This is a genomic window from Sphingomonas sp., assembly GCF_036269755.1.
Lineage (GTDB): Bacteria > Pseudomonadota > Alphaproteobacteria > Sphingomonadales > Sphingomonadaceae > Sphingomonas.
The window spans coordinates 219,097-231,234 of the sequence record NZ_DATBDV010000002.1 but is presented as its reverse complement, the minus strand read 5'-3'; the positions used below and the strand labels follow the sequence as shown (position 1 = coordinate 231,234).

Genomic DNA, 12,138 nt, shown 5'->3' with positions numbered 1-12,138 from the left:
TCACCATTCGCCCGTATTCGGCATCGACGCCCAGGGCTCGGCGGGCTCGCGCGGGCCGCCGGCCTGGAGCAGCTCGATCGAGATGTTGTCGGGGGTGCGGACGAACGCCATGTAGCCGTCGCGCGGCGGGCGGTTGATCGTCACGCCGGCGTCCATCAGCCGCTGGCACGTCGCGTAGATATCCTCGACGCGATAGGCGAGGTGCCCGAAATTGCGCCCGCCGGTATAGGTCTCTGCGCTGCCGTCCTCGGCCGGCCAGTTGTAGGTGAGCTCGACCTCGGCGCGGCGCTCACCGCCCAGCTCCGCATGATCCTCGGGCGTCGCGAGGAAGATCAAAGTAAAGCGCCCCTGCTCGCTCTCCATCCGGCGGACTTCCTGCAAGCCCAGCAGCTCGAAGAACTTCACCGTGGCGTCGGGGTCGCTGACCCGGATCATGGTGTGGAGGTAGTTCATGTGAGCGCTCCCTTGATTGTGTCGGGAGATAGGCGTGTGCCCTTCAAATATCTACGCCTCCCCGGCGAAGGCCGGGGCCCAGTGGCGAGCGGCGCGATGCTGGACCCCGGCTTTCGCCGGGGAGGCGTGTGGGGCGCAGCGTCGCGATTGTTATTTCGGGCGTGTCACCGGTACCGGCGCCGGCGGCGCGGCCGGTGGAAGCGGTGCATCGAATTGCCCCAGCGCGGCGCGCGCGCTTTGGCCGGCCGGGCTGGTCGGCGCGATCTTGACCGCCTTTTCCCAGGCCGCCTTGGCGGCATCGGCATTGCCCGTCGCGGCGGCAACATTGCCCGCTTCGAGCTGTACCGAGGCATCGTCCGCCGACAGCTTGAGCGCTTGGTCGATGTCGCCCTGCGCACGCGGCAGATCGTTCATCCGCCGCGCCAGCGTCGCCGACAGCAGCCAGGCGAGGGGGTCCTGCGGCGCGGCATCGAGCGCGGCGTCGAGGTCGGTGCGCGCCGGCGCTAGCTGCCCCGCCGCGACCAGCGAACGCGCGCGATCGAGCAACGCCTCGCCCTTGTCCTGCCCCTCGAGCGTCCCGGCGGCGAGCGCGGTGCTCAGCGCGGCATAGGCCTTGGCGGGCGCGTTCGCGGCCAGCCAGGCGTTGCCCGCCTGCGCCCAGTATCGCGGCGCCAGCGTGTCCTTGGCGGTATCGGCCTCGCGCGCCGCCGCGTCGAACGCGGTCGCGGCGTCCTGCCAGCGCTCCTCCTGCGCATAAGCGAGCCCCAGGCATTGCCGCGCGCGTGCGCCGCCCCCCGCCAGCCGGAAGCGCTCGGCCTCGTCCTCGGCGGCGGGCGGATTGCTCGTCGATAGATCGAGGCAAGCCTTGTAGCGCGTGTCGGCGGGGGTCGGCGCAGCGGCGGCCTGGAGCGCGATCGCGAGGAGCAGCATGGGTCAGGCGATTCCTTCGACGGTGCGGATCAGCAGCGCGATGTCGCCGTCGCGCGACAGGCGATGATCGCCGCCCTTGACGAAGCTCGCCTGCACGTCGGCTGAACGGAGCTGGCGGAGCAAATGCATCGTCCGCTCGCTCGGCACGTCGCCATCGTTCAGCCCATGGATCAGCCGCACCGGGCAATCCACCGCGATCGTCCCCGCGGTCATCCGCGACGCTTCGCCCGATTGCCAGAAGCGCGCGGTATAGACGGTCGGCTGGTCCGAATAAGGCGACGCGCGCTCGATCCGCCCGTTCTGCAGCATCGCCATCTTCTCGTCGGTCGAAAAGCCCCAGTCGGTGAAATCGGGGGCAGGGGCAATGCCGATCAGGCCGGCCACAAGCTCGGGATGGTCGCGCGCGATCATCAGCGCGATCCACCCGCCCATCGACGACCCGACCAGGATCGCGGGCTCGGAGAACAGGTCGAGCATCGCCAACGCATCGTCGCGCCAACCGGTCAGCGTCTGCTCCTCGAAATCGCCCGCGCTCGCGCCGCACCCGGCATAGTCGAACCGCAGAAAGGTCCGCCCCACCGCCTGTGCCCAGGCTTCGAGCGCGAGCGCCTTGCTGCCCGCCATGTCCGAGGCATAGCCGGGCAGGAACAGCACCGGCGGCCCCTTGCCGATCGTGAGGTGGTGAGCCGGCGTGGGGCGGGGGGTGTCGGTCATGGGGCGGCTTTAGGCATCGCCCACTCACCCGTCACCCTGAACTTGTTTCAGGGTCCAACCCTCCGCGACGGACGGCGCTCGTTGTTGCACGTTGGATGCTGAAACGAGTTCAGCATGACGGACGTGGGGGTGAGGGGCAGCCTCACCCCACGTTCCTACCCCACGAACGCCATCAGTGCTGCTTCGAACGCCGCGGGCTGATCGAGCATGATGAAGTGCGCGCTGTCCTCGACGTCGATGAAGGTGACGTGCGGCGCGTCCTTGTACGCGCCGTGATAGATCGGCTCGGCCACCGCCTTGGGCAGAGCCGCCGAGGTCGGGAACAGCATCGTGATCGGGGTCGCGATCCCGGCCATGTCGCCGCGCAGGTCGGTCATCAGATCCTCGTACATCGCCTCGGCGGAAACTCGCGCGTCGGCCTTGTCCATCCACGCGAGCAGCTTGGCCTGGCTGTCGGGCTTGAGCGCGAGCTTGGACGCGATCATCTGCGCCTGCGGGTTGGGCTTGCCATAGCTCGCCGCCATGCCGTCGCGCATCGCCTTGGCTTGCGGCTCGACCATCGCGACCGTCGCGGTCGGGCCGAACAGTATCCCGTACCAGGGCAGCGAATCGACGATCATCAGCTTGCCGACATCGGCCGGGTGCGCCTTGGCCAGCATCAACCCGAGCAGCCCGCCCATCGAGTGGCCGACGACTGCCGCGCCCTGCAGCTTGTTCTTCGCGATATAGGCGTCGAGATCGGCGACCACGCCGGGCAGGATGCCGGGGGCCAGGTTGGCGCCGGGATCGTCGCCGCCGAAACCGTTGACCTGGACCAGATAGACTCGGTGGTTCGCCGCCAGCTTGGCCGCGGCATCCTCCCACACCGCGCGCGGCGAGGAGAGGCCGGGGATCAGGATCACCGGGCTGCCCTTGCCCGCGGTGACGACCGATATGTGCGGCATCCGCACCTCGGCCGAATAGATCGCCGAGACCGGCATCCGCGCGGCTTGCGGCACGGCGTGCGGCGCGGCGTGCGCTTGGGCGACGTTGAACGCGAGCGCGGGAAACGCGATCGCGGCGATGAAGCGGGCTTTGCTGGCAGGGGTCATGGCTCAATTCTCCTTGGATGGACTGGTGAAGACGTTTTCGATGGTCAGGCCGAACAGTTCGGCGATCTTGAAGGCGAGCGGGAGCGAAGGGTCGTAACGCCCGGTCTCGATCGCGTTGACGCTCTGGCGCGACACGTCGAGCGCGGCGGCGAGGTCGCCCTGGCTCCAGTTGCGCTCGGCGCGGAGCACGCGGAGGCGGTTGTTCATGCGTCCGCCATCCGCTCGGCGATCGTCACGATCGCAGCACCGATGCCCTGGCACGGGAACCACGCCAGCGGCACCGCGAACAGCGGCAAGTGCGGCGCCCCGGCATAGCTTTCGAGGAAGCCCCAGGCGGTCGCCGCCATCATCACGATGCCGGTCGCGATCACCGCCTTCTTGATCTCCAGCAGGCGGATATATTCGTCGCGCAGCTCGACGAAGAATCGGCCGTAGAACCAGAACACCGCCGAGAGCGGGACAGCGGGCAGCAACGCGATCAGCCACAGCGCCGGCCCGCTCGGCCGCAGCCAGGCGATCAGGAACGGCACCGCGACGATCAGCGCGAGGTAGACGATCATCGTCGGGATGACTCGGCGGACATAGGTCCACTCGGCGGAGTCGCGATCGCGGCTCATTCCCCGCGCTCCGCGGCGGAACCAAGGCTCAGCTTGTTGGCGCACGCGCCGAGCCCAAGCCCGCCGAACCACAACACCGCGACGTAATAGGATTCGACGTGCCCGACGAGCTCGAAGCTTTCGAGGAAGCCCCAGATCGTCGCGATGCTGAGCGCGAACCCGCTCGCCCACAACGTCTGGCGGACCATCAGCACGCGGAGGTATTCGTCACGCTCCTCGACGAGATAGAGCCCGATCGAGACAAACACCCCGACGATCGAAAGCCCCGGCAGCACCGCGACGATCCAGGCGATCGGGCCGCTGAACAGATGGTGCTTGAACCCATACACCGCGCCCAGCAGGCAGACGACGTAGACCAGGCTGACGATCAGCACGCGGCGGCTGTACCGTTTTGCTGCGGGGCTAGGGGGCATGTAAAGGCTCCTTTCGAATCAGTGAAGGAAGCTTTACATGGAAAGGAGGCTTTACGTCAAGGGGGCTTTACAGACATAGATGGCTCTGGTCATTCCAGAACCGTTTGCGGCACAATCCCGTAGTGGGGTTAAACAAGGAGTGGTCGGAGGATCGATGGGCCTTCTTTATTATCCGTCTGCCGGCGAACTCGTCATGTGTAACTATGATGCCGTCGTCATCGACCCGGAGATGCGAAAGGCCAGGCCGGTCGTCGTAGTTGGTCCGAGGCTTCGCCGCCGCGGCAGGCTTGCTACTGTCTTGCCGCTAAGTACGACTGAGCCTGATCCGGTCGAGAATTACCATTGCCGCATCGAGCTCGCCCAGCCCCTGCCGCCGCCGTTCGATTCTCTGGTCATGTGGGCAAAGTGCGATATGATCGCGACGGTATCCCTGGACAGGTTGGATCGCTTCAAAGATCGTCGTCCGCGAGGGAGCGCTCGACAGTGGCGCACAGGCAAGGTGAGCGTCGATCAATTGTATGCCTTACGCGTCTCACTGCTGTGCGGCCTCGGGTTCGATTCCTTGACAAAACACTTGTAATTGGCTATATGATCGACGTTCCCGCTCTGCGTAGGCATCGGGCTTGGAGACTATCTCTAACGAGGTAGCCGGCTCCACTTTGCGATAACAAGCGGGTGGAGTTGTAGTGTTCGGAAAGGCCGCCCTAGGGTGGCCTTTCTCGTTTCTGCGGATCGCGCTCCATGGCTCGCTCGCGAGGCCTCACTTGCCGCCGCGCATATGAGGGTGCACACAGCGGTTCCGATAAAGGAGTGTGCCATGCGCCTGATGCTTACCTCGCTCGCCGTCCTGTCGTTGGTTGCCTCGCCGGTCGCGCTCGCCGCGCCGTGCAAGGATGCCAAGGGCAAGTTCATGAAGTGCCCGGACAAGACGCCGGTGCGGTGCAAGCTCAAGAACGGCAAGTTCGCCAAGTGCGGCACGCCGGGCGCCAAGCCGGTCTGACGCTCGCGGCAGGGAAATGGCCTCGGCTGTTTCGCGCCCGGCCGCGAGCGCGGCCAGCATCGCAGCGCGATGACCGACGACGCGGCTTGTCACGGCGCAACTGCCGCCGTTCGCCACAAGCCGCTGGCAATGTTGGATTTCGTCTGACACCGTTCCGCGCATGCGGACCGGCGGGGCCTTGGCGATTGGAAACTTCACAGCGCTTTTGGTGTGCGATATGCGCGAGGTTCGAGAAATTTACCGCGCTCCGGCGGTGCGGGCGCAGGCGGATCGACGGCGCGCGCGCAATCCCCATGGCAATGCGAACATTGGGACCTTTCGCGGACTCGCGAAGGCGGCGGAGCGTGTGATCTTCGGCGGCTCAGCGCGCCGCGATCGTCGCCAGGATATCGGCCGCGACCTGGCTCAGCGTGTCGTCGCGCGCCCCCATCACCACCACGCGATCGCCCCCTTGGGCGAGGCCTGCGATCGTCGCGGCGGCCTCGGCGCGGTCGGCGATATGGCGCGCGTCACACCCCCGCGCGGCGAGATCGGCGACGATGTCGGCGCTGGTCACTTCGCGCGAGACGGTGCCGCCATAATAGGCCGGGTCCGGCAGGATCAGCACGTCGCCGGGCTTGAGCCCGTTCGCGAACGCATCGACCAGTTCGCGGCGCATGACCTTCAAGGGCCCATAGCCGTGCGGCTGGAACAGCAGCAGCAACCGTCCGGGATGCGCGTGGAGCGTGGCGAGCGTCGCGGCAATCTTGTCGGGGTTGTGCCCGAAATCGTCGATCACGGCGACGCCTTCTGCCTCGCCGACCAATTCGAAGCGGCGGCGCAGGCCGGCGAACCCTTCGATCGCGCCGGCCGCTTCCCCAAGCGCGACGCCGGCGGCGGTCACGGCACCGATCGCGGCGAGCGCGTTGGAGACGTTGTGCCGCCCGGGGACCGCCAAGCCAATGCGATGGCGCTCGCCGTTCGCCACCAGGTCGAAGGCGATGGCATGCGGCTCCGGCGACAGGTGCTCCGCGACCAGATCGGCCTCGGTCTCGACCGCGAAGGTCACCGTCCGCGCACGATCGAGCGTCGCGGCGAGCGCGGCGCTTTCCGCATCTTCGACGTTGACCACCGTCGTCGTCGCGCGGTGCGCGAAGTCGCCGAACAGCCGGCGCAGCTCCTCCATCGACTTATGGTCGAGGCTGACATTGTTGAGCACCGCGACGCTGGGCCGGTACAGCGCGATCGATCCGTCGCTTTCGTCGACTTCGCTGACGAACGCCCCATCCTTATTTGGGCCCTGGCCGACCAGCGCGCTGGCGAACGGCGCGTCGGGAGTCGCGAAGTTCTTCATCACCGCGCCGTTCATCACCGTCGGGTCGCGGCCCGTCGCGTGGAGGATCCAGCCGATCATCCCGGTCACGGTCGACTTGCCGCTGGTCCCCGCGACGCCGATCGAGATCGGGGCGGCGTTGAACAATTCGGCGAGCAGTTCGGCGCGAGTGCGCCGCTCGCAGCCGATCGCGTCGGCGGCGACGATGTCGGGGACGCTGGCCTCGATCGCCGCCGAGGCGACGACGACTTGGTCGGGCGACACGATCCCGCTGCCGTCCTGCGCGAACAATTCGACGCCGAGCTCGCGCAGATGATCGAACTTGGCGGGCAGGCGCCCGGCATCGAGGCTGCGGTCGGACCCCGCGACGGTGGCGCCGCGCGCGGCCAGGATCGTCGCCAGCGGCATCATCCCCGACCCGCCGATGCCGACGAAGAAGAAGCGGCGGCCGGTCAGCGCGGCTTGCGGGTTGGCGTTATCCATCGCGCGGCGCTATCTCCGCTTTCACGAACGACGGCAAGGACGGGGCGGCAGGGCCAATGAAAATCGCGGTGATGGCGCCGGCCAACCGGGTCGACGAGCATTCGCTCGATGCGGTGCCCGCGCTCGCCGCCGAATATGGCGTCGAGCTGGTGATCGATCCGCAAAGCTGGGCGAGCGGGGGCGGGCATACCTGGGCGGGGCCGGACCAGTATCGCGCCGACACCTTCCTCAAATACGCCAACGATCCGAGCTATCACGCGATCTGGTTCGCGCGCGGCGGGTATGGATCGAACCGGCTGTTCCCGCTGATCTTCCCGCACCTCGAGGAGCCCGCGCGGCACAAGGCCTATATCGGCTATTCGGACATGGGGTTCATGCTCGGCGCGCTCTACGCGAAGAAGATCGGCAAGCCGATCCACGGGCCGATGCCGGTCGACATCAACCGCAAGGTCGGCGGGCGCGAATGCTGCGCGCGGTCGCTGGCGTGGCTGACGCGCGGCGACAAGAGCGCGTTGGAGCCGGGCATCATCGGCACCGGACGGCCGGCGGCGGCGTTCAACCTGTCGATCCTAGATTCGATCATCGGCACCAAATGGCTGCCCGATCTCGCCGACCACGATCTGCTGGTCGAGGAGGTCGACGAGCATCTCTACCGCGTCGATCGGATGATGTTCCACGTCGCCAACTCGACGCAACTCGCGGGCATCGCCTCGCTCCGCCTCGGCACGGTGAGCTTGCCCAAGGCCGACGGCCAGGCCGATTTCGGGCACACGCCCGACCAGATCGCGTGGGATTGGTCGAAGCTGATGAAAGTGCCCTATGAAGGCCGCGCGATGATCGGGCACGATTCGAACAACCATGTCGTGCCGTTCGGACAAGTGATCCCGAAGGATTGACTGCCCATTTTGGGTCAGGAGGGCGCGATCCCCAACCGATTGCTAACCAATTGGCCCTAGCGAGACACGTCCGGGAGACGAGTGTGCCGCAGACTCTGGAAGACTATCACGACCAGATCGAGGCCATGATGGCCGAGGGCGATATCGCCATGGCGGCCCGCGACCCTTCGACGGCCCGGCAGGTCAAGCGACGCATCGCCGAAGCGACCTTGCTGATCGCGTCGTACCAGTTGTTCGTCCACCGCCAGGTGTTCGTGCCGTTGCTCGAACGCGGCGACCCGGCGCTCCGCGCGCGAGTCAACGAGGTCAAGGTCGAGTGCATCGCGCTGACCGAGGATTTGCGCTTCAACGTCCGCGATTTCCTCGCCGACGAAGCGCCGCTCGATTGGCCGGCGACCGCCGCCAAGGTCGCGTGGTTCAACGCCCGCGTGCGCAAGCACATCGCCGACGTCCGCCAGCTGATGTCGCCCGACCTCAGCCCTGCCGAGCATGCTGCGCTGATGGCGCGCCGCGTCGGCACCGTCGGTGCGCTCGCGGCCTGACCGCACGCTCGGCTGCTTGAGGGCGCGCGGCCGCTCGGCTATGCGCCGCCGCTGACTCAACGAGGAATTGCCACGATGGACGATATTGCCGACCTGCAGGCGCAGATCATCACCTTGCGCATGGCGGTCGAGGGCACGTGGCTGTCGCTGCTCAGCAACGACCCCGATCCCGTCACGACCGTCGATGTGCTCAAGCGCGCCAATGTCGCCGCGGTCGACCAGATCGAGGCGTCGCTTCCCAACGACAAGGCGATGCGCGACGCCGTCGCCCGGCATACGGAACAGATTTGGGGATCGATCGAGTGGCAATTGCAGCAGCGCGTTGCGGAGGCGAAGGGCTGACTGGCCTTCGCGACCGGTCTTGCCTATATCCATGCTCATGAACCGCGCGTTCGCCTCGACCACCACTACCACCATCCCGGGTCCCCGGGGAGTGTTCGGCGCGCGCATCTGACCGCGACGCCGAGGACTTCGCCCGGGAACGGGTGAGGCCGGCGTCTGCTCTCCCGTTCCAGTCTTTCCCTCGGACGCCAGCCCGTGCATAGGCGCGCGCAACGGACAGGAAGACCCATGGAAATGCTCTCGATCACGCTCCCCGACGGCTCGGTTCGTGAGGTCGCGCCCGGCACGACCCCGGCCGACATCGCCGCGGCGATTGGGCCGGGCCTCGCCAAGGCGGCGATCGCCGCGCGGGTCGATGGCGAGCTGCGCGACATCGGCCGGCCGCTGGAGGCCGACGCCAACCTCGCACTGGTGACGAGCCGCGACGAAAAGGACGCGCTCGAACTCGCTCGCCACGATTTCGCGCACGTGCTGGCGGAGGCCGTGCAGAACCTGTTCCCCGGCACGCAGATCACGTTCGGTCCGTCGACGGACGACGGCTTTTATTACGACTTCGCGCCCAAGGACCGGCCGTTCACCGAGGAAGACTTGCCCGCGATCGAATCCGAGATGCGGCGGATCATCGCTAGGGACGAGCCGCTGATCCGTGAGGTATGGAGCCGCGCCGACCTGATCGCGCGTTGGCGGAACAACGGCGAGAGCTTCAAGGCCGAATGGGCCGCGGAACTGCCCGAGGGCGAGGAATTGACGGTGTACCGCGCCGGTAAGGGCGAAGATGCCTGGCTCGACATGTGTCGCGGGCCGCACCTGGCCTCGACCGGTAAGCTCGATCCGGCCGCCTTCAAGCTGACGCGAGTCTCCGGCGCCTATTGGCGCGGCGACCAGAACAACGCGATGCTGAGCCGCATTTACGGCACCGGCTGGCTCAACAAGAAGCAACTCGACCAGCACCTGTTTCGGCTCGAGGAAGCGGCGAAGCGCGATCACCGCAAGATCGGGCAGGAAATGGACCTGTTCCATCTGCAGGCCGAAGCACAGGGTTCCGTGTTCTGGCATTCGCAAGGCTTCATCCTGTGGCGCCAGCTCGAAGCCTATATGCGCCGCCGGCTGGACGCGGCGGGCTATGCCGAGGTCAAGACGCCGCAGCTGATGGATGCGCGCCAATGGGAGCAGTCCGGCCATTGGGGCAAGTATCGCGAGAACATGTTCGTCGTTCCCGACGAGATCCCGAGTGTCGACGACGAGGCGCCGGTGCTGTCGGGCAAGGCCGACCTGATGGCGTTGAAGCCGATGAACTGCCCCGCGCATGTCCTGATCTTCAAGCAGGGAATCAAGAGTTACCGCGACTTGCCGATCCGGATGGCGGAGTTCGGGTGTTGCCACCGCAATGAGCCGCACGGTGCGCTCCACGGTATCATGCGAGTCCGCCAGTTCACGCAGGACGACGCGCATATCTTTGTGCGCGAGGACCAACTCGTCGAGGAAGTCCGCGCGTTCTGCGAGTTGCTCGACAGTGTCTATCACGACCTCGGCTTCGAGGATTACGCGGTCAAGCTGGCTTTGCGGCCCGACCAGCGCTTCGGCAGCGATGAGATGTGGGACAAAGCCGAGGCCGAGCTGCGCGAAGCGGTGCTGTCGTCGAGCCTCAACGATTCGATCAAGGCCAAGTTCGAGGAATTGCCGGGCGAGGGCGCGTTTTACGCGCCGAAGCTCGAGTTCCACCTGACGGACGCGATCGGGCGGACGTGGCAGGTCGGGACGATCCAATCGGACCGCGTGCTGCCCGAGCGGCTCGACGCGAGCTATGTCGGCGACGATGGCGAGCGCCACCGCCCGGTGATGCTCCACCGCGCCATCCTCGGCACGTTCGAGCGCTTCATCGGCATCTTGATCGAGCATCATGCCGGGCGCTTCCCGCTGTGGCTGGCGCCGACGCAGGCGGTGGTGGCGACGATCGTGTCCGACGCGGACGACTATGCCGAACAGGTCGCGGCCGAGTTGCGCAAGGCGGGGCTGCGCGTCGAGACCGACCTGCGCAACGAAAAGATCAATTACAAGGTGCGCGAGCACAGCCTCGCCAAGGTCCCCAACCTGCTCGTCGTCGGCAAGCGCGAGGCCGATGAAGGCACCGTCGCGCTGCGCCAGCTCGGGTCCGATCGGCAGCAGGTGCTGAGCCTGGCGGAGGTCACTGCGCAGCTCGCCAAGGACGCGCTGCCGCCCGATCTCGCCTGAATCGACCGCGGGCGCTTTCGCTTGCCCGCGTAATTCACTATATCGACCGTCCAACGATCACAGGAGCTACACCTATCCCACCGCCCAATATGCGCCGTCCGCTGCAGACGCCGCCGATGAACGGCCCCCGATTCAACGAATTCATCCAGTCGCCCAAGGTCCGCGTGATCGATCACGAGGGCGAGAATCTGGGCGTGATGTACACGCGCGAAGCGATGGAGCAGGCGCGCGAACTGGGTCTCGACCTCGTCGAAGTGTCGCCCAACGCCGATCCGCCGGTCGCCAAGTTCCTCGACGTCGGCAAGTTCAAGTACGAGGCGCAGAAAAAGGCCAATCTCGCCCGCAAGAGCCAGAAGACGCAGGAGATCAAGGAGATCAAGATGCGTCCCAACATCGACGATCATGATTATGAGACGAAGATGAAGGCGGTGCACAAGTTCATCGGCGAGGGCGACAAGGTCAAGATCACCTTGCGATTCCGCGGTCGCGAGCTGAGCCACGGCCAGCTTGGCATGAACCTGTTGAAGCGCGTGCAGGAAGACACGGTCGAGGACGCCAAGGTCGAATCCTATCCGCGAATGGAAGGTCGGCAAATGCTGATGGTGCTGTCGCCGAAGTGAAATAGCGAAAGCTGTTTCACGTCTCGTCGGCGACACCGGCCGGCGGCGCGGAGCGCCGGCCGACGGCGCGGATTCACTCCGTGCCGCCTCCGATCAGATCAGGCTGCCGGCGGCTCCCACAATTCGATCGCGTTACCCTCAGGATCGTGGATGCGCGCGAACTTGCCGACCGACGGGTCGTTCCACTCGGGTTTGGTGGTCACCTCGATCCCGCTGCCGGTCAGGCTGGCGATCAGCCCGTCGATGTCGCTCACGCGCAAGTTGAGCATATATTGGTTCTCCGCCGCCCAATAATCCGTCCCCGCCTTGAACGGCGAGAATACGACGGGTCCGCCCTGCGTGTTCCAGCTCCATTCGTCGACCGGCCCGGTATCCTCGGCGGCGCATCCCGCGCCAACGCCGAGATGCTCGCGGTACCAGGCGTTGAGCGCGTCCGGGTCGGCCGCGCGAAAGAACAATCCGCCAATCCCCAATACCGGCATCGTCGATCTCC

Annotated in this window: 16 protein-coding genes; 7 read left to right on the top strand and 9 right to left on the bottom strand. The window is 66.4% G+C overall.

Annotated features, from left to right (window positions below; translation table 11 throughout):
* The 7 genes from VH326_RS01910 to VH326_RS01880 all read right to left on the bottom strand — a co-directional run bounded on the left by VH326_RS01910 (position 1) and on the right by VH326_RS01880 (position 4,218).
* Positions 1 to 453 (bottom strand): VOC family protein, encoded by a 453-nt coding sequence (locus VH326_RS01910; protein ID WP_329630095.1) that lies wholly within the window; start codon positions 451 to 453, stop codon positions 1 to 3.
* Positions 454 to 603: 150 nt separating this feature from the next.
* Positions 604 to 1,383, bottom strand: a complete 780-nt coding sequence (locus VH326_RS01905) for a tetratricopeptide repeat protein (RefSeq protein ID WP_329630094.1) — start codon at positions 1,381 to 1,383, stop codon at positions 604 to 606.
* Positions 1,384 to 1,386: 3 nt separating this feature from the next.
* Complete coding sequence (locus VH326_RS01900) at positions 1,387 to 2,097, bottom strand: alpha/beta hydrolase (RefSeq protein WP_329630093.1); 711 nt, start codon at positions 2,095 to 2,097, stop codon at positions 1,387 to 1,389.
* A 155-nt stretch (positions 2,098 to 2,252) separates the two neighbouring features.
* A complete protein-coding gene (locus VH326_RS01895; RefSeq protein ID WP_329630092.1) occupies positions 2,253 to 3,188 on the bottom strand; it encodes an alpha/beta hydrolase in 936 nt (311 codons plus the stop codon).
* 3 nt (positions 3,189 to 3,191) lie between these two features.
* A complete protein-coding gene (locus tag VH326_RS01890) occupies positions 3,192 to 3,395 on the bottom strand; it encodes a helix-turn-helix transcriptional regulator (RefSeq protein ID WP_329630091.1) in 204 nt (67 codons plus the stop codon).
* Entirely contained in the window at positions 3,392 to 3,805 is a 414-nt protein-coding gene (locus VH326_RS01885; RefSeq protein ID WP_329630090.1) for a hypothetical protein, read from the bottom strand. The genes VH326_RS01890 and VH326_RS01885 overlap by 4 nt, the downstream gene beginning before the upstream one ends.
* Positions 3,802 to 4,218, bottom strand: a complete 417-nt coding sequence (locus VH326_RS01880; RefSeq protein ID WP_329630089.1) for a hypothetical protein — start codon at positions 4,216 to 4,218, stop codon at positions 3,802 to 3,804. The genes VH326_RS01885 and VH326_RS01880 overlap by 4 nt, the downstream gene beginning before the upstream one ends.
* Before the next feature lie 154 nt (positions 4,219 to 4,372).
* Between VH326_RS01880 and VH326_RS01875 the strand changes: the two genes are divergently transcribed.
* Together VH326_RS01875 and VH326_RS01870 are read left to right on the top strand one after the other, a co-directional pair.
* Positions 4,373 to 4,798 (top strand): type II toxin-antitoxin system PemK/MazF family toxin, encoded by a 426-nt coding sequence (locus VH326_RS01875; RefSeq protein ID WP_329630088.1) that lies wholly within the window; start codon positions 4,373 to 4,375, stop codon positions 4,796 to 4,798.
* A gap of 237 nt (positions 4,799 to 5,035) precedes the next feature.
* Positions 5,036 to 5,218 carry a hypothetical protein gene (locus VH326_RS01870; RefSeq protein ID WP_329630087.1) on the top strand — a complete coding sequence of 61 codons (183 nt, stop codon included), beginning with the start codon at positions 5,036 to 5,038 and terminating at the stop codon, positions 5,216 to 5,218.
* Between the two features lie 361 nt (positions 5,219 to 5,579).
* Here the strand turns inward: VH326_RS01870 and VH326_RS01865 are convergent, their stop codons facing one another.
* A complete protein-coding gene (locus VH326_RS01865) occupies positions 5,580 to 7,013 on the bottom strand; it encodes a UDP-N-acetylmuramate--L-alanine ligase (RefSeq protein WP_329630086.1) in 1,434 nt (477 codons plus the stop codon).
* A gap of 56 nt (positions 7,014 to 7,069) precedes the next feature.
* Between VH326_RS01865 and VH326_RS01860 the strand changes: the two genes are divergently transcribed.
* From VH326_RS01860 to infC, 5 genes are all read left to right on the top strand, one after another.
* Positions 7,070 to 7,909, top strand: a complete 840-nt coding sequence (locus tag VH326_RS01860; RefSeq protein WP_329630085.1) for an LD-carboxypeptidase — start codon at positions 7,070 to 7,072, stop codon at positions 7,907 to 7,909.
* Between the two features lie 83 nt (positions 7,910 to 7,992).
* Entirely contained in the window at positions 7,993 to 8,451 is a 459-nt protein-coding gene (locus tag VH326_RS01855; protein WP_329630084.1) for a hypothetical protein, read from the top strand.
* A gap of 75 nt (positions 8,452 to 8,526) precedes the next feature.
* Positions 8,527 to 8,793, top strand: coding sequence for a hypothetical protein (locus VH326_RS01850; protein ID WP_329630083.1), 267 nt, complete (start codon positions 8,527 to 8,529; stop codon positions 8,791 to 8,793).
* A 234-nt stretch (positions 8,794 to 9,027) separates the two neighbouring features.
* Positions 9,028 to 11,025, top strand: a complete 1,998-nt coding sequence (gene thrS / locus VH326_RS01845) for a threonine--tRNA ligase (protein ID WP_329630179.1) — start codon at positions 9,028 to 9,030, stop codon at positions 11,023 to 11,025.
* A gap of 89 nt (positions 11,026 to 11,114) precedes the next feature.
* Complete coding sequence (infC, locus tag VH326_RS01840; protein ID WP_329630082.1) at positions 11,115 to 11,645, top strand: translation initiation factor IF-3; 531 nt, start codon at positions 11,115 to 11,117, stop codon at positions 11,643 to 11,645.
* Between the two features lie 98 nt (positions 11,646 to 11,743).
* Here the strand turns inward: infC and VH326_RS01835 are convergent, their stop codons facing one another.
* Positions 11,744 to 12,127 carry a VOC family protein gene (locus VH326_RS01835; RefSeq protein ID WP_329630081.1) on the bottom strand — a complete coding sequence of 128 codons (384 nt, stop codon included), beginning with the start codon at positions 12,125 to 12,127 and terminating at the stop codon, positions 11,744 to 11,746.
* Positions 12,128 to 12,138: the final 11 nt, after the last annotated feature.

Coding starts and splice junctions, on each gene's coding strand:
- VH326_RS01910 (WP_329630095.1), bottom strand. CDS start 453: ATGAACTACCTCCACACCATGATCCGGGTCAGCGACCCCGACGCCACG.
- VH326_RS01905 (WP_329630094.1), bottom strand. CDS start 1,383: ATGCTGCTCCTCGCGATCGCGCTCCAGGCCGCCGCTGCGCCGACCCCC.
- VH326_RS01900 (WP_329630093.1), bottom strand. CDS start 2,097: ATGACCGACACCCCCCGCCCCACGCCGGCTCACCACCTCACGATCGGC.
- VH326_RS01895 (WP_329630092.1), bottom strand. CDS start 3,188: ATGACCCCTGCCAGCAAAGCCCGCTTCATCGCCGCGATCGCGTTTCCC.
- VH326_RS01890 (WP_329630091.1), bottom strand. CDS start 3,395: ATGAACAACCGCCTCCGCGTGCTCCGCGCCGAGCGCAACTGGAGCCAG.
- VH326_RS01885 (WP_329630090.1), bottom strand. CDS start 3,805: ATGAGCCGCGATCGCGACTCCGCCGAGTGGACCTATGTCCGCCGAGTC.
- VH326_RS01880 (WP_329630089.1), bottom strand. CDS start 4,218: ATGCCCCCTAGCCCCGCAGCAAAACGGTACAGCCGCCGCGTGCTGATC.
- VH326_RS01875 (WP_329630088.1), top strand. CDS start 4,373: ATGGGCCTTCTTTATTATCCGTCTGCCGGCGAACTCGTCATGTGTAAC.
- VH326_RS01870 (WP_329630087.1), top strand. CDS start 5,036: ATGCGCCTGATGCTTACCTCGCTCGCCGTCCTGTCGTTGGTTGCCTCG.
- VH326_RS01865 (WP_329630086.1), bottom strand. CDS start 7,013: ATGGATAACGCCAACCCGCAAGCCGCGCTGACCGGCCGCCGCTTCTTC.
- VH326_RS01860 (WP_329630085.1), top strand. CDS start 7,070: ATGAAAATCGCGGTGATGGCGCCGGCCAACCGGGTCGACGAGCATTCG.
- VH326_RS01850 (WP_329630083.1), top strand. CDS start 8,527: ATGGACGATATTGCCGACCTGCAGGCGCAGATCATCACCTTGCGCATG.
- thrS (WP_329630179.1), top strand. CDS start 9,028: ATGCTCTCGATCACGCTCCCCGACGGCTCGGTTCGTGAGGTCGCGCCC.
- infC (WP_329630082.1), top strand. CDS start 11,115: ATGCGCCGTCCGCTGCAGACGCCGCCGATGAACGGCCCCCGATTCAAC.
- VH326_RS01835 (WP_329630081.1), bottom strand. CDS start 12,127: ATGCCGGTATTGGGGATTGGCGGATTGTTCTTTCGCGCGGCCGACCCG.